Genomic DNA, 19505 nt, shown 5'->3' on the forward strand with positions numbered 1-19505 from the left:
AGAAGCAGCCAAGTCGACGTCAGATCTGGCCAAGAATAGGACCTGCCCCTTCGCTCGACCGTGGTCCGGGGCCTTGAATTTTCCTGATCGGGCGGTGAGATGGGATGAACCTGAACGTGGACAGCAGTGCGATCCGGTACCTGGCGGAGGACCCGCCGAAGAAAGCCAACATCGACACCATCATCGGCGGCATCGCCCCCGACTGGGGCCCGTTCGCCTCGCTCGGCTCCTCGGCCCGCGTGATGGTCCAGGTCGTGATGGCCGTCGCCATCCTGCTCTGCCTGGGCATCGCCATCTGGGGCGCCGCCAAGCAGCGGATCGGCGCCACCGCGATGCGTGACACGTTCAGCGCCGAACAGGGCAAGGGACTGATCATCGCCGGCCTGACCGGCGTGTTCATCATCGGTTCGCTCGGCACCCTGTTCACCATTGTGTACGGCATGGCCATCTGACGATCGGACAACTTTCGTCCACCTCGCGCCGATCCACGGTCCGCGCGCCGACACCGAGAACACCCGTCACGCCGCCGCACCCCCCACGCGGAGGCGCCGCACCAGGAGGGCCCCCGTGCCGTTGTCCGACGACCAGCCGCACACCCGTACGCGGCTACCGGTCGCCGAACAGACCACCCCCGTGACCGGCCGTCAGGCCCGCCCGCTGCGCACCCTCCTGGCCATCCTCGGCGTCGTCACCCTGCTGGTGATCGCCGTCTCCATCGCCAACCGGGACAAGGCCGTTCCCGGCCGCACCCCCGCCGCGAGCTCCGGCGACCGCGCCAACGGCGGGACCGCCCCCGCCGCCGACCACACCGCCGCCAGCGGCCAACAGCCCGTCACCACCACCGCCAACGGCATCGCCACCGGCTACCCCCACACCGAACAGGGGGCGCAGTCCGCCGCCGCCAACTACGCCGTGGCACTGGGCTCCACCGACATGTTCCGCCCCGACACCCGCCACACCGTCCTCGCCACCCTCGCCGACCCCACCGTCCTTCCCGCGCTCCAGGCGCGGATGGACCAGGCGTTCTCCCCGGAGACGGTGGCCCGGTACGGCCTGGACGCCCAGGGCAAGGCGCCCAAGGGGCAGCTCTTCGTCAGCCGGATCGTCCCGGTGGGCACCCGCACCACCAACAGCGCCGACACCGCCACCAAGGTCGACGTCTGGTGCACCGGCCTCTACGGTCTGGCCGGTGACGACTCCTCGCTCCCGGTCACCCAGGACTGGTACACCCTGACCATCACCATGCGCTGGACCGGCAGCGACTGGAAGCTCACCGACTACTCCCGCGCCGCGGGCCCCGCCCCCCTGCCGGGCGACAACCAGGCGGCCACCGCGAAAGAGATCGCCGATGCCGTCCAGCAGTTCGGAGGGTTCCGCTATGCCCGCTGACGCGTCCAGACTGCGTTTCCTGGGCCGGGCCGGGGTGCTCGGCGTCGCCCTGAGCAGTCTTCAACTCACCGCGCTGGTGGTCGCGCAGCGGGTCGCTGCGGATCCGACGCCTGCTCCGTCGTCCACCTGTGCCGCCCAGGAGGTACCGCTGCCCGGTGCGGGGAGCCAGTGTGTTCCTCCCGGCGTCGTCCAGGTTCCCGGTGGGGGGGCGGTGTCTTCGGTGACCGACCCGTTGGGGTCGTTGGCGAAGGGGTGTGCGCAGGCTGCGGCGTGGGTGGTGCGGCAGTTGGCGGGGGCGATCGACGGGACGACGAAGGTCGATTTCACCAATGCGGCGTTCCTGCAGCAGTACGCGGTGGTGTTCGCGGTGTCGACGGTGGTCACGCTGGTGCTGTGGCTGCTGGCGGTGACGAAGCGGGCGGTGCGGGGGGCGCCGTTGGGGCAGGCGTTCGGCGAGGCGGTCGGGTTCCTGTGGCTGACGGTGATCGCTTCGGCGTTCACGCCGTTGATCCTGTACACGGTGGTGACGGTCACCGACGGGATGACGGATGCGATCGCGGCGGGGACGAAGTCCGACACGGGGACGTACCTGGGCGGGTTCGCGGACACCCTGGACAAGGGCAGCATGGGCGGTGGCCCGCTGATCCTGATCATCGTGTCGCTGGTGGCGGTGCTGGCCGCGGCGGTGCTGTGGATCGAGCTGGTGATCCGGGCGGCGATGCTGTACGTGGGTGCGCTGCTGGGGACGGCGGTGTACGCGGGGCTGGTGGACAAGCAGATGTGGAAGCACGTGCGCCGGTGGGCCGCGATGATGCTGGCGGTCGATCTGGCGAAGCCGATCATCGTGATCATTCTGGGGCTGGCGGGCGCGGTGGCGACCGGCTCGGGGGCGGACGACGACTTCGCGCGGGTGCTGAGCGGGCTGGCGATCCTGTTCCTGTCGATTTTCGCGAGTGCGGCGGTGTACCGGTTCGTGCCGGGCTTCGGTGACGAGCTGTTGGCGATGCGGCGGGCCCGGGCGAGTGCGGTGCAGGCCGGCAGTGCGATGATCAACGGCCCGGCGAACTTCGTGAAGCAGGGTATTTCGACGCACGGTTCGCGTGGCGGCCCGCAGGCCGGGGGCGGTTCCCCGGGTGCCGGCGGCGGTGGCGGGGTGGCCCCGGGCATCGCCGCGCACGCGTCCCGTCCCGCCGGTCCCGGCCGGCAGGCCGGTCCGCCCGCGCAGTCCCAGGCCCCGGCCAACAACCCGAAGGGAGGGTGACGGGTAGATGAGCAGCGATCAGTTCGGCCAGTACGGCACCCAGTACGCCCAGCCGTATGCCCAGCAGCGCCGCAGCTACCTGATCGGCAAGGCGCGCCCGAACGCGCCGATCGGGCGCAACCGGGAGACCGGCGAGATCGTGCTGATCATCGCGGGTGCGGGCCTGGGCATGCTGTGGGGTCTGGGGGTGCCGATCCTGCCGCTGCGGCTGGCCGGCCTGGTGGGGTTCCCGCTGCTGGCGATCATGGCGGTGTACGTGCCGTACCGGCGGCGGACGTTCTACAAGTGGGTGGAGATCAACCGGACGTACCGGCGCACGGTGCGCAGCGGCCGGGCGGTGTGGAAGCCGGACGTGCACGAGGCCGGGACGCGGCTGGACGGGCGCGAGGTGGAGGTCGGTCCGCCGCCGGGGGTGGGGCGGCTGCGCTGGCTGACCGCGCCGTTCGGACCGGACGAGGTCGCGGTGCTGATGCACCTGGAGCGGCGCACGGTGACCGCGGCGATCGAGATCGAGGGCCCGGGTGTGGGTCTGCGCGACTCGGAGGACCAGGAGGCGCTGGTCGACCGGTTCGGCACGCTGCTGAAGCACGTGGCCAACGGCGACGGCTTCGTGACGCGGCTCCAGATCCTGGCGCGGACCCTGCCGGCCGACCCGGACGCGCACGCCAAGGACGTGGAGCGGCGCGGCGACCATGCGGCGCCGCGCTGGCTGCAGGAGAGCTACGACCAGTTGCAGTCGATGGTGTCGACCTCCTCGGAGCAGCACCGGGCGTACCTGGTGGCCTGCATGCAGTACACCCGGGAGCTGGCGTCCGAGGCGCACGCGATGGGGCGGACGGCGTACGGCCGGGACGAGGGCGGGCGGGATCGCGGGGACGACGGCCTGGCGACCGTGATGGCGCGTGAACTGACGGACATCTGCGCCCGGTTGGCGGAGGCGGACATCCGGGTGCGGCAGCCGCTGGGGCAGGCCCGGCTGGCGTCGCTGATCCACTCGATGTACGACCCGGACCACCCGATCGACCACATCCAGGCGATGAGCCGGCGCAACGCCTGGCCGGCCGAGCTGGACGCCACGCACCCGCAGTACCTGACGGCGAAGACCCGGGAGTCGGCGACCCGGGAGCCGTGGTGCCACGCCACCGCGTGGATCAAGGAGTGGCCGCTGACCCCGGTCGGGGTGAACTTCCTGGCGCCGCTGCTGGTGCACACCCCGGACGTGATCCGGACGGTCGCGGTCACCATGGACCTGGAGCCGACCGACGTGGCGATCGAGCGGATGCTCACCGAGAAGACCAACGACGAGGCGGAGGCCAGCCGGGCGGCGAAGATGAACCGCACGGTGGACCCGCGCGACCTGGCGCACACCGGCCGGGTGGACCAGCGCGGCGACGACCTGGCGTCCGGCGCGGCCGGGGTGAACCTGGTGGGCTACCTGACGGTGTCCTCGCGCAGCCCGGAGGCGCTGGCCCGGGACAAGCGGACCATCCGCGCCTCGGCGGGCAAGAGCTATCTGAAGCTGGAGTGGTGCGACCGCGAGCACCACCGGGCCTTCGCCAACACCCTGCCGTTCGCGACCGGCATCCGCCGCTGAACCACCGGAGGCCCCCAGATGATCGGAAACCTCACCGACGGCTTCGCCAGCGCCCTGTTCGGCCGGGTGGAGACCACCCGGCTGCCGGTGCGCACCTCCAGCGGCCAGGCGCAGGCGGTGTATCTGCCGACGGCGGCGCCCGGCCTGGGCGACTCCGGGGTGATCATCGGCCGCGAGGTGTACAGCGGAAAGGGTTACGTCTACGACCCGTTCCAGCTGTACGGCCAGCAGCTGCCGGCCCCGCACTGGCTGGTGCTGGGGGAGTCCGGCAACGGCAAGTCGGCGCTGGAGAAGACGTATGTGCTGCGGCAGTTGAGGTTCCGGGACCGCCAGGTGGTGGTGCTGGACGCGCAGGGCGAGGACGGCGTCGGCGAGTGGAACCTGATCGCCAACGCGCTGGGGATAAAGTCCATCCGGCTGGACCCGATGGCGGCCCGGGACGGCGGGGTGAAGCTGAACCCGCTGGACCCGGCGATCACCACCACCGGTCAGCTGTCGCTGCTGCGCACCATCATCGAGGTGGCGATGGCGCGCCCGCTGGAGGAGCGGGCCGGTTTCGCGCTGAAGGCCGCGCACGCGCACGTGAACGCGACGGTGAAGGACCGTCAGCCGGTGCTGAACGACATCATCGACACGCTGCGCAACCCCGACCTGTCGGCGGTGGAGTCGCTGGGCGTGGAGGTCGGCGAGGTGCAGTCCTGGGGTCTGGACGTGGCGCTGGTGCTGGACCGGCTGGTCGACGGTGACCTGCGCGGCATGTTCGACGGCCCGACCTCGGCGGGCATCGACCTGGACGCGCCGCTGATCGTCTTCGACCTGTCGCACATCGACCGGAACTCGATCGCGATGCCGATCCTGATGGCGATCGTCGGGGTGTGGCTGGAGCACACCTGGCTGCGGCCGGACCGGGTGAAGCGGATCTTCCTGGTCGAGGAGGCCTGGCACATCATCAACAGCCCGTTCGTGGCGCAGCTGTTCCAGCGGCTGCTGAAGTTCGGACGCCGGCTGGGCCTGTCCTTCGTGGCCGTGGTGCACCACCTGTCGGACGTGGTGGACGGGGCGGCGGCGAAGGAGGCGTCGGCGATCCTGAAGATGTCCTCCACCCGCACCATCTACATGCAGAAGGCGGACGAGGCCAGAGCCACCGGCCGGGTGCTGGGCCTGCCGCGCTGGGCGGTGGAGATCATCCCGACGCTGTCGCCGGGCATCGCGGTGTGGGACGTCAACGGCAACGTGCAGGTGGTCAAGCACATCATCACGGAGGCCGAGCGCCCGCTGGTGTACACCGACCGCGCGATGACCGAGGACGCGGTGGCCGAGCGCGAGCGCGCCGACCAGCAGTTGGCCGCCCAGCCGCGGATCTGACGGTTCGGCACGGCCCGACCGGGCGTCGGCAGAGAATCCGTCAGGCTTCGGATACCAGCTCGTTACCCGGCCGTTCCTGACAGCTACGCGCGTGGACTCTAGGCTGCTCCCGATACGACGCCAGGCCGCCGTCCGTCGCGGCCCCGACGGTGCAGGGGACCCTCATGCCCATTTCCGGCTCCACCGGCCGCCGCAGGACCGCGCTCGCGGTCGCCGCGGCCGCCGCCCTCTTCGGCACGATGGCCCTGCCGGCCACCGCCATGGCCGACGGCGCGGGCCAGGAGAAGCTCAAGTACGAAGACCTGCAGCTGCTCGCCATCAACGACCTGCACGGCAACCTGGAGCCCCCGGCGGGTTCGTCCGGCACCGTCAACGAGATCGACCCGGCCACCGGCAAGGTCGTCGCCACCCCCTCGGGCGGCGTCGAGTACCTGGCCACCGCGCTGCGCAACGCCCGTCAGGGCCACCCGAACAGCGTGACCGTCGCGGCCGGCGACATCATCGGCGCCAGCCCGCTGATGTCCGGCCTGTTCCACGACGAGCCGACCATCGAGGCGATGAACAAGATCGGCCTCGACGTCACCTCGGTGGGCAACCACGAGTTCGACGAGGGCTCGGCCGAGCTGCTGCGCATGCAGAACGGCGGCTGCCACCCGACCGACGGCTGCTACGAGAAGGGCCGGAAGTTCGCGGGCGCGGACTTCCCGTACCTGGCGGCCAACGTCACCAACGAGAAGACCGGCAAGCAGCTGCTCAAGCCGTACTGGGTGACCAACGTCCGCGGCGTCAAGGTCGGCTTCATCGGCGTGACCCTGGAGGGCACCCCGAACATCGTCACCGCCGCCGGCGTGCAGGGCCTCAAGTTCGACAACGAGGTCGCGACGATCAACAAGTACACCGCCGAGCTGAAGAGCAAGGGCGTCAACTCGGTGGTCGCGCTGATCCACGAGGGCGGCTTCCCGGCCAGCAACGTCTACAACTACGACTGCGGCGCGGGCGGCTCCGGCATCTCCGGCCCGATCGTTGACATCGCCAAGCGCCTCGACCCGGCGGTCGGCGCGGTCGTCACCGGCCACACCCACAACGCGTACGCCTGCATGATCCCGGACCCGAACGGCGTGCCCCGTTCGGTCACCAGCGCCGCCTCGTTCGGCCGCCTGTACACCGAGATCGACCTGAAGCTGGACAAGAAGACCGGCTCCATCGTCCGCCCGTCGGTGACCGCCGCCAACCACGTGGTGCGCCGTGACGTCCCCAAGGCGCCGGACATGACCACCCTGATCGACCGGTACAGCAAGCTGGCCGCCCCGATCGCCAACCGGGCCGTCGGCTACATCAGCGCCGACATCAACGGCCGCGGCTCCGCGGACCTGGAGAAGCCGCTCGGCGACCTGATCGCCGACGCCCAGCTGGAGGGCCTGGCGCCCGCCGACAAGGGCGGTGCGCAGGTGGCCTTCATGAACCCCGGCGGCATCCGCTCGGACCTGGTCTACAAGGCGTCCGGCAGTGAGGGCGACGGCGTGGTGACCTACGGCGAGTCGTTCACCGTCCAGCCGTTCACCAACATGATGCAGGTCAAGACCCTGACCGGCGCCCAGCTGGTCCAGGTCCTGCAGCAGCAGGTCTCCGGCGTCAACGAGGCCGCTCCGAAGGTCCTGCAGATCTCCGGCAACCTCTCCTACACGCTGGACATGAACAAGACCGGCGCGGCCCGCGTGATCGTCGACTCGGTCCGCCTGAACGGCGCCCCCGTCGACCCGAACGCCGCCTACCGGGTGGCCGCCAACGAGTTCCTGGCCGGCGGCGGCGACGGCTTCCCGGCCTTCGCGGCCGGCACCGACAAGCTCGTCGGCCCCTCCGACCTGGACGTCTTCAACGCGTACCTGACCAACCACAGCACCGCCACCGCCCCGATCGCCCCGCCGGCCCAGAACCGGATCAAGGTCATCGGCGCGGGCCAGGACCTCGACTGACCTGGCAACAGCCGTGGAGGGCGGGGCACTTCGGTGCCCCGCCCTTCGGCGTTCCACCGGTCAGCGCGGATCGTCCGGCTGACCGGGCAGCACCATGACCGCCTGGGTGCCCGGGCCGCCGTCCGCCGCGGGGCCCAGCGAGACCTGGCCGCCGGTGTCCTGCACGGTCTGCGCCACGATCGACAGCCCGAGTCCCGAGCCCGGCAGCTGGCGGGAGGACGGAGAACGCCAGAACCGGTCGAAGACGAACGGCAGCTCGTCGGCCGGAATGCCCGGCCCGTGGTCGCGGACCGTCAGACGGCCGGCCCGCAGCCGCACGTCGACGGTGCCGGACGGCGGCGAGTACTTCACCGCGTTGTCCAGCAGGTTGATCACCGCCCGCTCCAGCGCCGCCGGATCGCCGTGCACGTACCAGGGGTTCACCTCGGTGACGAAGACCAGCGCCGGGCCGCGCAGCCGCCCGCGCTCCAGCGCCCGCTCCACCGTCTCGTGGAACGGCACCACGGTGCGCACCGCCTCCGGGTTCGGGGTGTCCGGCCGGGAGAGCTGCAGCAGGTCGCCGATCAGCAGGGTGAGTTCCTGCATCTGCGCCTTCATGTTGCCGAGCATCCGCGCCCGGGTCTCCGGCGGCAGCGCCCGGCCCTGTGCGTCCGACCTGATCAGCAGGTCCACGTTGGTGCGCAGCGAGGTGAGCGGCGTGCGCAGCTCGTGCCCGGCGTCGGCGATCAGCCGGGTCTGCCGCTCGCGGGAGTTGGCGAGCGCGGTGGACATCGAGTTGAAGGAGGTGGAGAGCCGGGCGATCTCGTCGTTGCCGTTGACGGGGATGGTGGTGCCGACCTCCTCGGTGCGGGCGATGTGCTCGACGGCGTCGGAGAGTTGGTCCACCGGCCTGAGCGCGGAGCGGGCGACGATGCGGCCGGCGACGCCCGCGCCGATCACGCCGAGGCCGGCGACGCCGGTCATCAGCAGCGCGAGCGAGCTGAGCGAGTTCTGCACGCCCTTGGTGGGCAGGGCGGTCAGCAGCACGGCGGGCTGCCGGATGCCGCCCGGCAGCAGGACGGAGGTGTTGGTGAGCCGGACCTGCGCGTGGTCGTCGCTGTCGACGTAGTGGCCGCTGCGGTAGAGCGCCTGGTTGTTCCTGGCGAGCGGCGTGTCGTCGCCCGGCACCACCTGGATGGCCCGGGTGGCGTCGCCGGTCAGGCAGACGGTGCCGTCGGTCAGCACGAACTGGAAGTCGTACTTCTGCGCGCCGAGCCGGTCGCCGGCCCCGGCGGGGACGTTCGCCAACGCCTCGGCCGGGGTGGTGCCGCAGTACAGCTGCCCTCGGTCGAGCGGCGTCATCGGGGCCCTGGGCGCGGCCGCGAGGTTGTCGTGCACGTCCTGGTACAGGCGCTCGCGGACCAGCAGCCAACTGGCCATGCTGACCACCGCGATCGCCACCGCCACCGCGGCCGCCGTGAGCATGGCCAGCCGGCTCCGCAGCGATCTGCCGCGGAACCACCCCGTGAGCCGGCCGACGAACTTCACGCCGCAGCGCCGTTGGTGACGGTGCGCAGGGCGTAGCCGACGCCGCGGACGGTCTGGATGATGCGGGCCATGCCGTGCTGTTCGGTCTTGCGGCGCAGGTACATGACGTAGACGTCGAGGGAGTTTGAGGAGGGCTCGAAGTCGAAGCCCCAGACGGCCTTGAGGATCTGTTCGCGGGTCAGCACCTGGCGCGGGTGGGAGAGGAACATCTCCAGCAGCATGAACTCGGTGCGGGTGAGTTCGATGGGCGTGCCGGCCCGGGTGACCTCCCGGGTCGCGGTGTTCATCCGCAGGTCGGCGAAGGCGAGCACCTCGCCGCCGTTCTCGTCGGCGGCGGTGCGGGCGGCGGCCTCCGCGGCGAGCGCGTTGCGGCGGAGCAGGGCGCGGACCCGGGCGAGGAGTTCGTCGAGTTCGAAGGGCTTGGCGAGGTAGTCGTCGGCGCCGACGTCGAGTCCGGTGACGCGGTCGCCGACGGCGTCCCTCGCGGTGAGCATCAGCACGGGCACGGTGTCGCCGCGCGAGCGCATCCGGCGGACGGCGGTGAGGCCGTCCATCCGCGGCATCATGATGTCGAGCAGGACCAGGTCGGGCCGGTCGCGTTCGACGGCGGTGAGGGCCTCGTAGCCGTCGGTGGCGGTGGTGACCTGGTAGCCCTCGAAGGCGAGGCTGGATTCCAGCGCGTCGCGCAGGGCGGGTTCGTCGTCGACCACGAGGACGCGGGCGCCGCCGCCCGGGGCCTCGGCAGGGGTGCGGTCGTCGGCGGGGGGAGTCATCGGCGCGGGGCCCTTTCTGAGTCCGGTGCGGTCGTGGCCATTGTCCGTCGCTGGGGGACGGAACCGGCGGGTGTCAGAGGTTCTTTCCGGCCTGCATCTGCGGGAGCACCTGCTTGACGCTGTTGATCGGGATGGCGAAGCCGAGGCCGACGCTGCCGGCTTCGGTGCCGCCGGTGGAGCCGGAGCCGCTCGCCGAGTACATGGCCGAGTTGAGGCCGATGACCTGGCCGGCGGCGTTGATCAGCGGGCCGCCGGAGTTGCCGGGGTTGAGCGCGGCGTCGGTCTGCAGTGCCTGGTAGGTGGCGGTGTCGGAGCCGGAGGCGCTGGTGGAGCCGCGCAGGCCGGGCAGGTTGGGGAAGCCGAAGCCGCCGTTTCCGCTGGTGGTGCCCTCGTCGACCTGGACGGAGACGGTGCGGTTCTTGGCGGAGATGATGCCGGAGGTGACGGTGCCGGTGAGGCCCTCGGGGTTGCCGATGGCGACCACCGGGTCGCCGACGGCCATGGTGTCGGAGTCGCCGAGCACGGCGGTGGTCAGGCCGCTGACGCCGGAGGCGGTGATGACGGCGGTGTCCAGGGACTTGTCGGTGCCGGTGACGGTGGCCTGGGCGGTCCGGCCGTCGTGGAAGGTGACGGTGGCCCGGCCGCCGTTCACCGCGCCGGAGATGACGTGGTAGTTGGTGAGGATCTGTCCGTCGGCGGTGAGGATCACGCCGGTACCGGTCGCGGTGCCGTTGCCGGTCTGCACGGTGATCTGGACGACGGCGGGGGAGAGCGCGGCGGCGATCGCCGAGACGTTGGCGCTGCCGTTGGCGTTCGCCGCGACCGGGCGGACCAGGGTGCTGCTCGCGGTGGTGGCGGAGCCGTCCCGGTCGCTCGCCAGGACGCCGCCGGTGACGCCGCCGAGCAGGGCCGCCATCGCGGCGACGGCGGTGGCCAGCGCGAGGCGGCTCTTCAGCAGGCCGCGGCGGGCGCGGTGGCCGGGGTGGCCGCCGGGCGGCGGCAGGTCGGGGCCGGCGGTGAAGGCGGGGGGCGGCAGCGCCGGGTACCCGGGGTGCTCGGGGTACGGCTGCTGCTGCTGGTGCGTCGTCGGCGGCGTCGGCGGGAGCCAGCCCGCGCCGCCGTCCTGGGGGTGGGGCTCGTGGGTGCTGCGGTGCTCGCTCATGGGGATGACGTTCCGCCCGTTTCATGAACGTCCGATGAGAGGGCGGTACGAGTTCCCCGAGAAGCGCGTCAGCTTCTCATAAAGCCTGGTCAGGCCGGAGATCAGGAAGGTTCGCCGGAGCAGCCGCAGGAACGCCGTACGACCAGGCGGGACGGGAACTTGCGGACCCGTTCGGTGTCGCTGCCGGGCACCATCAGCGAGTCGTCGAGGACCAGGTCGACGGCGGCCCGGGCCATCGCGTCCCGGTCGGAGGCGACGGTGGTGAGCGGCGGGTCGGCGAACCCGGCCTCCGGGATGTCGTCGAAGCCGGCCACCGCGAGGTCCTCGCCGACCTTCAGGCCGAGTTCGCGGGCGGCCCGCAGCACGCCGATGGCCTGGTCGTCGGTGGAGCAGAAGACGGCCGGCGGGCGCCGGTCGGAGGAGAGCAGCTCCAGCGCGACCTGGTAGGCGCCGTAGCGGTGGAACGGGGCGTCGATCAGGTGCGGCTCGGTGGGCAGTCCGTGCGCGGTCATGGCGAGCTCCCAGCCGGCCACGTGGTCGATCACCGGGTCGCCGGGGGCGGGGGATTCGACCGGTCCGCCGAAACATGCCACGTACGGGTGACCGTGCACTTCGAGCAGGTGACGGACGACCAGTTCGGAGCCGCCGACGTCGTCGGTGACCACGGCGACGTCGTCGATCGCCTCGGGGCGGCGGTGCAGCAGCACCACCTTGGCGCCCTCCATGGCGGCGAACTCCTCGGCGGCGCGCTGCGAGGGGCCCTGGCTGACCAGGATCAGGCCGGAGACCCGCATGCCGAGGAAGGCGCGGACGTAGTGCACCTCGCGGTCGTCGACGTAGTCGGAGTTGCCGATCAGGACGAGCTTGCCGCGCTCGGAGGCGGCGCGTTCCACGGCGTGCGCCATCTCCGCGAAGAAGGGCTGCCGGGCGTCGGGGACGACCATGCCGATCAGGTTGGTGCGCCGGGAGGCCATCGCCTGGGCGACGGAGTTCGGGCGGTAGCCGAGCTGCTCGATCGCGGCCAGCACCTTTTCCCGGGTGGCCGGGGCGACCGGCCGGGGACCGTTGTTGATCACATAGCTGACGACCGCGGTCGAGGTCCCAGCCAGTCGGGCTACATCGTCGCGCGTCACCTTGGCCACGGGGGGAGTCTACGCGGGTGGCGCAGGGCGTCGAGCCGGGGTCGCAGCCGGTGGGACGGGGTGTTTTCGGGACCGAAGCGGACCGATCCGGGCAAGCCGGGCGAGGGGTGGCGCCGCCCGGCCGGTCCGACGGCCGGTCAGCGCTCGCCGCGTGCGGCGGCTCTGCTCGGCTCGGCCCGCTCGCCGCTCCGGTCGGTCCGGTCCGGGACCACGAAGCGGTAGCCGACGTTGCGCACGGTGCCGATCAACTGCTCGTTCTCGACGCCGAGTTTGGCCCGCAGCCGGCGCACGTGGACGTCCACGGTGCGGGTGCCGCCGAAGTAGTCGTAGCCCCACACCTCCTGCAGCAGCTGGGCCCGGGTGAACACCCGGCCGGGGTGCTGGGCCAGGTACTTCAGCAGCTCGAACTCCTTGAAGGTGAGGTCGAGCGCCCGGCCCTTGAGCTTGGCGGAGTAGGTGGCCTCGTCGACCGACAGGTCGCCGTTGCGGATCTCCATCGGGGAGTCGTCGACGGCGACCTGGAGCCGGCCGAGGGCCAGCCGCAGCCGGGCTTCGACCTCGGCCGGCCCGGCGGTGTCCAGCAGCACGTCGTCGACGCCCCACTCGGCGGTGACGGCGGCCAGGCCGCCCTCGGTGACCACCAGGATCAGCGGGCTGCCGATGCCGGTGGACCGCAGCAGCTGGCACAGGCTGCGGATCTGCGGCAGGTCGCGGCGCCCGTCGACCAGGATCACGTCGGCGTTCGGGGTGCCGATCAGGGCGGACCCCTCGGCGGGGGCCACCCGGACGCTGTGCAGCAGCAGGCCGAGGGCGGGCAGCACCTCGGCGGAGGGTTGCAGGGCGTTGGTCAGCAGGAGCAGTGAACTCATAGCCGGCCGGTCCCCTTTCCGGGTCGTCGCGGTCGCGGCCGCCGGGGGGACGGCGGGCGCGGTACAGGGTGGGGGAGCGCAGTCAGCCCGGAGGGGGCGGCGGTGGACGGGGCGGCGGCCGGCCGGGGGTCCCGCAACCCCTGGCGTCCCGCTGGTGCCTCGTCCATCGGCGTTCCTTCCGCTCTGGCCGCCGACGGCCGGCACGTCGTCGTGCGGCCGGTGGCGGGGCCGGTCCGGCGGCGGGTGCGGGTGGGGCACCGTTCGCAAGAACGTCCTACTGGCGTCCTGAAAGCACAAAAGGATCCGGGGGCGACTCTGCCCGGATCCCTTACGGAATCGAGGATAGCCGACCGCTCCCGCGGCCGGGAGAGGCGCAGGCGGCGCACGGGCCCGTGACCGGCCCCGGAAGGGGTGAGGTACGACACCTTGCGCCCCCGTGACGGCCGGGGAGGTTTGCCCGGCGGCGGGGGCCGCGGGCGATGATGGGGCCCGCACCGGGCCGGGCGCCGTTCCGGTCGAGGACCACCGAGAGGGGTTGCCGTGACCGCCGCCGCCGATTCCCGTCCCGCACCGGATTCACCCGTGCGGGTGACTGGAACGGTCCGCTACTGGGCGGCCGCCAAGGCCGCGGCGGGCCGGGCCGAGGAGCCGTACCTGGCCGCCACGCTGGCCGAGGCGCTGGCCGCGGTGCGTGCCGCGCACGCCGGCCGGCCGGAGCTGCTGCGGGTGCTGACCGTGTGCTCGTTCCTGGTGGACGGCGACCCGGTGGGCGGCCGCGAGCACGACCGGGTGCCGCTGACCGAGGGCGGCACGGTGGAGGTGCTGCCGCCGTTCGCCGGAGGCTGAGCGCGGGATTCCCCGACCGCCGGGCCGGAACCCGGGCATCCGTGCGATCGTCCTGTCCTCGGGACCGGTCCGTCGACGAAAGCGGCCCGGACGGACCGTTTCAGGGGGAAGCGATGCATGGCGCGGTGAAACTGCTGATCGGCCTCGGCGTGGTGGGAGGCCTGCTGGTCGCCGCCGACCGGGTGGCCGTCGGGGTGGCGGAGGACCAGGCCGCCGACGCGGCCGTCTCCTCCGGCTGGATGACCACCAAGCCGGACGTCACGATCGGCGACGTCCCGTTCCTGACCAGCGCGGCCGCCGGGAAGCTCGACCAGGTCGACCTCTCCTCGGACGGGATGACCGTCACCGACGGCAGGGAGAAGGTGACGGTGCACGCGTTCCGGGCCAGCCTGTCCCAGGTGAAGTTCACCGACTCCTACCGGGGCGTGACGGTCGGGCGCGGCGACGGCCGGGGCGTGGTCGAGTACAAGGACCTCGCCAAGTTCATGCGCGGCGGCAGCGTGCTCGGCCTGGAGTACGCCGGCCCCGGCACGGTGAAGGCCTCGGTGCCCGGCGGCGGGATCACCGGGAAGCTGCACAGCGACGGCGACGACGTGGTCGTCGACGACGTCCAACTGACCGGCTCGGCCGCGGCGTTGAAGGGCCTGGCGGGCGACCTGCTGAAGCCCCAGCGGTTCCACCTGACCGGTCTGCCCAGGGGCCTGTCGCTGGCCGAGGCCACCCCGGAGCAGGACGGCGTGCAGCTGCGCTTCACCGTCGCCCCCGGCACCACGCTGGGGCATTAGCGCTGTCCGGTGGGCGAGACGGCCTGTCCAGCAGCATCGGGAAAATCCTTCGCAGCACCGGTTCGCCCGGGCTCCCGCACGGGGTCCGGGCCCGGCGGCGTGCGGTCGAAAACCGGTAAATCTCAGGATTCGAGTGATCTGGTCTCAGCATTCGACACGATGATGACAGCGCCCCTTCGGAGTCCCTAGCATCGTCCTCATGAAGCGACAGGCGGACCTCACAAAGCGGCGGGCGGTAGACCACTGCCGCGTGTCGAGCTGCCTGTGTCGAATGCGCTGACCGGGCGGTCCTGACCCCAGTCACGGCACGCCCGCCCCCCGTTCCGACGCCCGAACCGGCAGCAGTTGTGCACCGGTGCGTCGGGAGCGACGAGCACACCTCATGATCCACTTCCCGGCTCTGCCGCACCCTGCGTCGTCCCATCATGCGGACAGATGTACGGACAACGCGGCCCGGGAGATCTCCCAGCAGCCTTCCGCCAACCGCCCCCGGATGGAGAACAGCAATGAGCCGCAGCGACGTCCTGGTCGACGCCGACTGGGTCCAGGCACACCTGGACGACCCGAAGGTCGTCATCGTCGAGGTCGACGAAGACACCGCCGCCTACGACAAGAACCACATCCGCAACGCGGTCCGGATCGACTGGAAGAAGGACCTGCAGGACCCGGTCCGCCGCGACTTCATCGACCAGGCCGGCTTCGAGGCGCTGCTGTCCGCCAAGGGCATCGCCAACGACGACACCGTGGTGCTGTACGGCGGCAACAACAACTGGTTCGCCTCCTACGCCTACTGGTACTTCAAGCTGTACGGCCACGGCGACGTCCGCCTGCTGGACGGCGGCCGCAAGAAGTGGGAGCTCGACTCCCGCGAGCTGGTCGTCGAGCAGCCCGAGCGGGCCGCCACCCAGTACACCGCGCAGCCGGCCGACTCCTCGATCCGCGCCTTCCGCGACGACGTGATCGACGCGATCGGCACCCTGAACCTGGTCGACGTCCGCTCGCCCGACGAGTTCTCCGGCAAGCTGCTCGCCCCGGCCCACCTCCCGCAGGAGCAGTCGCAGCGCCCCGGCCACGTGCCGAGCGCGAAGAACATCCCGTGGGCGAAGAACGCCAACGACGACGGCACCTTCAAGAGCGACGACGAGCTGAAGGCGCTCTACGAGGGCTCGGGCGTGGACCTGGCCACCGACACCATCGCCTACTGCCGGATCGGCGAGCGCTCCGCGCTCACCTGGTTCGTCCTGCACGAGCTGCTCGGCCAGCAGAACGTCAAGAACTACGACGGCTCGTGGACCGAGTACGGCAGCCTGGTCGGCGTGCCGATCGAGCTCGGCAACTGAGCCCCGGCTCGCACGAAGCAACGAAGAGGGAGAACAGACATGTGCGGTGCGAAGGCCGGCGGCCCGGACCTGGCAGGAGTTGACGTGGCGAACGAGACGATCATCCAGGGTTCGGTGACCCGCAACGAGGAGCCGGTCAACGGCTACGTGCGGCTGCTGGACGAGAACGGCGAGTTCACCGCCGAGGTCCCGACCTCGGCGACCGGGCAGTTCCGGTTCTTCGCCCGCCCGGGCAAGTGGACCCTGCGGGCCCTGGTGCCCGGCGCCACCGTGGACCGCCAGGTGGTCGCCACCCAGGGCGAGTTCACCGAGGTCGCGATCGCGGTCTGACGACCTGCGACGAGGAGCCCCCGGCCGTCTTCTGGCGGCCGGGGGCTCCGGCCTACCCTGGAAGCGTGCAGGCACACCGGCGGCATGTGCGCTACTTCGTGATGATGGGCGTCTGCCTGGGGCTGTTCGTCCTCGCCTGGGGAGTGGTGCGGTTCTTCTCGGTCGGCGCCGCCATCGGGCTGTGCCTGGTCGCCATGGTGATCCCGCCGCTGGCCGCCGTCCTCGCCAACCGGCGCGACAAGGACGACGACTGGTGGAACGACCCGCGCTGGGACGACCCGGGCTGGCAGCAGCGCGGCCACGACCGCGACCGGCCGGACCGCGAGGCCCTCGACGACCGGTGGGACGAGTCGGGCGAGCCGGGCGAGGACGACCCGCGCTGGGACGACCCGCACTGGGAGCAGCCCGGCCACGACCGCGACCGGCCGGACCGGGAGCCCCCCGGCGGTCAGTAGACGAGCGCCTTGGCGTCGTCCGCCATCACCTCGGACAGGAACACCTGCGCGCCGGCGATCCGGACGCCCTCGATGACGTCCGCCTGGGCGATGTCCCGGCGTGCCGCGCACTGGGTGCACAGCGTGACGGTGCCGGCGGCGAGGATCGCCTCCAGCAGGTCCGGCAGCGGTGCGGCGTGCGGCAGTTCGAACTCGGCGGCCTTCCCCGGCAGCGCGAACCACGAGGACTCGCCGGTGAGCCAGAGCGAGACCGGGACGCCGCTGGCGACCGCGACCGAGGCGACCGTGAAGGCCTGCGAGCAGCGCTCCGGCGCGTCCGCACCGGCGGTGACCTTGATGACCAGCTTCTTCGACATGCCCCAGAGACTACGGCCGCAGAGGCCGCCCGATAGACTCCCGGCCGTAGTGGAAAGCCCCGTTCCTCCGTCGAACCCGCCCCTGGGAGCACACCGTGTCCGGTCTTGAGATCTTCTTCGAAAGCCTGCTGGTTCTGGTGGCCGTGCTGATCACCTGGTTCGCCATCTTCTCCGTGATGAAGCTCTACCAGGGCCAGCGCTGAGCACTGCCGTACGGTTGAGCCGGTAACCGTCCGACGACAGCAGCCAGGACCATGATCGAGATTCCTTCCGACCTCCACCGGGACGTCGTCCCGCTCGCCTTCCTCCTCGGTACCTGGGAGGGCGCGGGCGTACACGACTTCCCCGGCAGTGAGAAGTGCAACTTCGGCCAGGAGATCGTCTTCCGTCACGACGGACGGCCCTTCCTGGAGTTCCGCTCCCGCACCTGGGTGCTGGACGAGCAGGGCGAGAAGGTGCGCCCGCTGGAGATGGAGCACGCCTTCTGGCGGGTGACCAGCAACCAGCACGGCACCAGCGGCGAGCGCGAGATCGAGGTCTCCTCGGTCCGCGACGACGGCACCGTGGAGATCTGGTACGGCAAGCTGCACGACGGCAAGCCGCAGATCGACCTGGCCACCGACGCGGTCGCCCGGATCGAGGGCGCGGCCCCGTACAGCGGCGGCAAGCGCCTGTTCGGCCTGGTCAAGGACGAGCTGCTGTGGGTCGGCGAGAAGGCCGCTCCCGAGGTGCCGCTGCGGCCGTACATGTCGGCGCAGCTGAAGAAGGTGCTCAACCCGGCGCAGCTGATCAAGGACGTCAACGACCTCCCGGACGACGGGATCGCGTTCTTCCGCTGAGCGGACGAGCAGTGCCGAGTGGGGGACCGACCGGGCGGTCGGTCCCTACACTGGTCGGCACGACCTCTCAACGGGCAGGGACACCGTGGCGAACACCGACACCACCGACTGGAAGGCCGACCTGCGCGAGCGCGGCTACCGGTTGACCCCGCAGCGCCAGCTGGTGCTGGAGGCCGTCGACGTGCTGGACCACGCCACCCCCGACGACATCCTGGTGCAGGTCCGCCGCACCGCCAGCGGCGTGAACATCTCCACCGTGTACCGGACGCTGGAGCTCCTGGAGGAGCTCGGCCTGGTCTCGCACGCCCACCTCGGGCACGGCGCGCCCACCTACCATCTGGCGGGCCGGCACACCCACCTGCACCTGGTCTGCCGGGACTGCGACCAGGTCACCGAGACGGACACCGCGATCGCCGCGCCGCTGATCGACAGCCTGCGCACCGAGCACGGCTTCGACACCGATCTGAAGCACTTCGCCATCTTCGGCCGCTGCGCGGACTGCACCGCCAAGTTGGAGCACCCGCAGCCGTAAGCTGGCCGGTATGAAGAGTCCGCTGCTTGCGCTGCCCGGTGCCGTCGCCGCCGAAGGTCCCGACGAGGGGGTCGCCGCCCACTACGGCGACCTGTTCCGCGAGCAGCGCGAACTGGCCGCCGGGCGCGGCTTCACCGACCTGTCGCACCGCGGCGTGATCACCGTGACCGGCCCGGACCGGCTGAGCTGGCTGCACCTGCTGCTCACCCAGCACGTCAGCGACCTGCCGCCGCAGCAGGCCACCGAGGCGCTGGTGCTGTCCCCGCACGGGCACGTCGAGCACGCGCTCTACCTGGTCGACGACGGCGCCACCACCTGGATCCACGTCGAGCCCGGCACCGCGCCCGCGCTGGTGGCGTACCTGGAGTCGATGAAGTTCTGGAACCGGGCCGAGGTCACCGACGCCACCGCCGACTACGCGGTGGTGTTCCTGCCGGCCGGCTCCACCACCCCCGCCGACCGGGCCGCCGCGGTGCGCGAACTCCCGTGGGGCCGCGACCTGTTCCTGCCGCGCGCCGAACTCGCGGAGGCCGTCGCCGAGTTCGGGCCGGCGGCCGGCGTGTGGGCGTACGAGGCGCTGCGGATCGAGGGGCACCGGCCGCGCCTGGGCTTCGAGACCGACCACCGCACCATCCCGCACGAGGTGGACTGGCTGGGCAGCGCGGTGCACCTGAACAAGGGCTGCTACCGCGGCCAGGAGACCGTCGCCCGGGTGCACAACCTGGGCCGTCCGCCGCGCCGGCTGGTCTTCCTGCACCTGGACGGCACCGAGGAGAAGCTGCCCGCGCACGGCGCCGAGGTACGGGTGGACGGCCAGGAGCGCCCGGTCGGCTTCGTCACCTCCGCGGCCCGCCACCACGAGCTGGGCCCGGTCGCGCTGGCCCTGGTCAAGCGCAACACCCCGGTCGACGCGGTGCTGCTGGCCGACGGCGTGCCCGGCAGCCAGGACGTCATCGTCTCCGCCTGA

Annotated in this window: 20 protein-coding genes; 14 read left to right on the forward strand and 6 right to left on the reverse strand. The window is 71.6% G+C overall.

The genetic code is table 11. From position 1 onward, the window contains the following. The first annotated feature begins 104 nt into the window (after window positions 1–104). From ACIQF6_RS09605 to ACIQF6_RS09630, 6 genes are all read left to right on the forward strand, one after another. Complete coding sequence (locus ACIQF6_RS09605) at window positions 105–452, forward strand: hypothetical protein (RefSeq protein ID WP_043915564.1); 348 nt, start codon at window positions 105–107, stop codon at window positions 450–452. A 115-nt stretch (window positions 453–567) separates the two neighbouring features. Further along, complete coding sequence (locus ACIQF6_RS09610) at window positions 568–1389, forward strand: hypothetical protein (protein ID WP_400892288.1); 822 nt, start codon at window positions 568–570, stop codon at window positions 1387–1389. After that, entirely contained in the window at window positions 1379–2650 is a 1272-nt protein-coding gene (locus tag ACIQF6_RS09615; protein WP_400892290.1) for a hypothetical protein, read from the forward strand. Before ACIQF6_RS09610 ends, ACIQF6_RS09615 begins: the two co-directional genes overlap by 11 nt. Window positions 2651–2657: 7 nt before the next feature. After that, on the forward strand, window positions 2658–4244 hold the full coding sequence (locus ACIQF6_RS09620) for an SCO6880 family protein (RefSeq protein ID WP_400892292.1): 1587 nt from the start codon (window positions 2658–2660) through the stop codon (window positions 4242–4244). Between the two features lie 18 nt (window positions 4245–4262). Then, on the forward strand, window positions 4263–5609 hold the full coding sequence (locus ACIQF6_RS09625) for an ATP-binding protein (protein ID WP_400892294.1): 1347 nt from the start codon (window positions 4263–4265) through the stop codon (window positions 5607–5609). Window positions 5610–5773: 164 nt separating this feature from the next. Further along, window positions 5774–7582: a bifunctional metallophosphatase/5'-nucleotidase gene (locus ACIQF6_RS09630; RefSeq protein WP_400892296.1), complete on the forward strand. Its 1809-nt coding sequence runs from the start codon at window positions 5774–5776 to the stop codon at window positions 7580–7582. Between the two features lie 60 nt (window positions 7583–7642). Here the strand turns inward: ACIQF6_RS09630 and ACIQF6_RS09635 are convergent, their stop codons facing one another. The 5 genes from ACIQF6_RS09635 to ACIQF6_RS09655 form a co-directional block, all read right to left on the reverse strand. Beyond that, window positions 7643–9046 carry a sensor histidine kinase gene (locus ACIQF6_RS09635; RefSeq protein WP_400892298.1) on the reverse strand — a complete coding sequence of 468 codons (1404 nt, stop codon included), beginning with the start codon at window positions 9044–9046 and terminating at the stop codon, window positions 7643–7645. Between the two features lie 59 nt (window positions 9047–9105). Then, the gene (locus ACIQF6_RS09640) at window positions 9106–9882 is read right to left on the reverse strand and encodes a response regulator transcription factor (RefSeq protein WP_400892300.1); all 777 of its coding nucleotides are present in this window, start codon (window positions 9880–9882) and stop codon (window positions 9106–9108) included. Window positions 9883–9955: 73 nt separating this feature from the next. Next, complete coding sequence (locus ACIQF6_RS09645) at window positions 9956–11044, reverse strand: S1C family serine protease (protein ID WP_400892302.1); 1089 nt, start codon at window positions 11042–11044, stop codon at window positions 9956–9958. A 101-nt stretch (window positions 11045–11145) separates the two neighbouring features. Then, entirely contained in the window at window positions 11146–12186 is a 1041-nt protein-coding gene (locus tag ACIQF6_RS09650; protein WP_400892304.1) for a LacI family DNA-binding transcriptional regulator, read from the reverse strand. Window positions 12187–12323: 137 nt separating this feature from the next. Next, a complete protein-coding gene (locus tag ACIQF6_RS09655; RefSeq protein WP_400892307.1) occupies window positions 12324–13055 on the reverse strand; it encodes a winged-helix domain-containing protein in 732 nt (243 codons plus the stop codon). A 582-nt stretch (window positions 13056–13637) separates the two neighbouring features. Between ACIQF6_RS09655 and ACIQF6_RS09660 the strand changes: the two genes are divergently transcribed. From ACIQF6_RS09660 to ACIQF6_RS09680, 5 genes are all read left to right on the forward strand, one after another. Beyond that, window positions 13638–13901, forward strand: a complete 264-nt coding sequence (locus tag ACIQF6_RS09660; protein ID WP_400892309.1) for a MoaD/ThiS family protein — start codon at window positions 13638–13640, stop codon at window positions 13899–13901. Window positions 13902–14014: 113 nt separating this feature from the next. Next, the gene (locus ACIQF6_RS09665) at window positions 14015–14686 is read left to right on the forward strand and encodes a DUF2993 domain-containing protein (protein ID WP_400892312.1); all 672 of its coding nucleotides are present in this window, start codon (window positions 14015–14017) and stop codon (window positions 14684–14686) included. A gap of 506 nt (window positions 14687–15192) precedes the next feature. Further along, entirely contained in the window at window positions 15193–16026 is an 834-nt protein-coding gene (locus ACIQF6_RS09670; protein WP_400892314.1) for a sulfurtransferase, read from the forward strand. Between the two features lie 39 nt (window positions 16027–16065). Then, window positions 16066–16356 carry a DUF1416 domain-containing protein gene (locus ACIQF6_RS09675; RefSeq protein ID WP_035864892.1) on the forward strand — a complete coding sequence of 97 codons (291 nt, stop codon included), beginning with the start codon at window positions 16066–16068 and terminating at the stop codon, window positions 16354–16356. Window positions 16357–16421: 65 nt separating this feature from the next. Further along, on the forward strand, window positions 16422–16811 hold the full coding sequence (locus ACIQF6_RS09680; RefSeq protein ID WP_400892316.1) for a DUF3099 domain-containing protein: 390 nt from the start codon (window positions 16422–16424) through the stop codon (window positions 16809–16811). Here the strand turns inward: ACIQF6_RS09680 and ACIQF6_RS09685 are convergent. Then, entirely contained in the window at window positions 16805–17167 is a 363-nt protein-coding gene (locus tag ACIQF6_RS09685) for a DsrE family protein (RefSeq protein WP_400892319.1), read from the reverse strand. The two genes, ACIQF6_RS09680 and ACIQF6_RS09685, sit on opposite strands and share 7 nt — an antisense overlap. 254 nt (window positions 17168–17421) lie before the next feature. Here ACIQF6_RS09685 and ACIQF6_RS09690 point away from each other — a divergent pair, with 254 nt between their 5' ends. The 3 genes from ACIQF6_RS09690 (at window position 17422) to ACIQF6_RS09700 (ending at window position 19505) form a co-directional block, all read left to right on the forward strand. Next, window positions 17422–18006, forward strand: coding sequence for an FABP family protein (locus tag ACIQF6_RS09690; RefSeq protein WP_043915577.1), 585 nt, complete (start codon window positions 17422–17424; stop codon window positions 18004–18006). 85 nt (window positions 18007–18091) lie between these two features. Then, complete coding sequence (locus ACIQF6_RS09695; protein ID WP_400892322.1) at window positions 18092–18538, forward strand: Fur family transcriptional regulator; 447 nt, start codon at window positions 18092–18094, stop codon at window positions 18536–18538. A gap of 10 nt (window positions 18539–18548) precedes the next feature. Next, window positions 18549–19505 carry a YgfZ/GcvT domain-containing protein gene (locus tag ACIQF6_RS09700; RefSeq protein WP_400892325.1) on the forward strand — a complete coding sequence of 319 codons (957 nt, stop codon included), beginning with the start codon at window positions 18549–18551 and terminating at the stop codon, window positions 19503–19505.

This window comes from Kitasatospora sp. NPDC092948 (assembly GCF_044754805.1).
In the GTDB taxonomy this organism is placed as follows: domain Bacteria; phylum Actinomycetota; class Actinomycetes; order Streptomycetales; family Streptomycetaceae; genus Kitasatospora.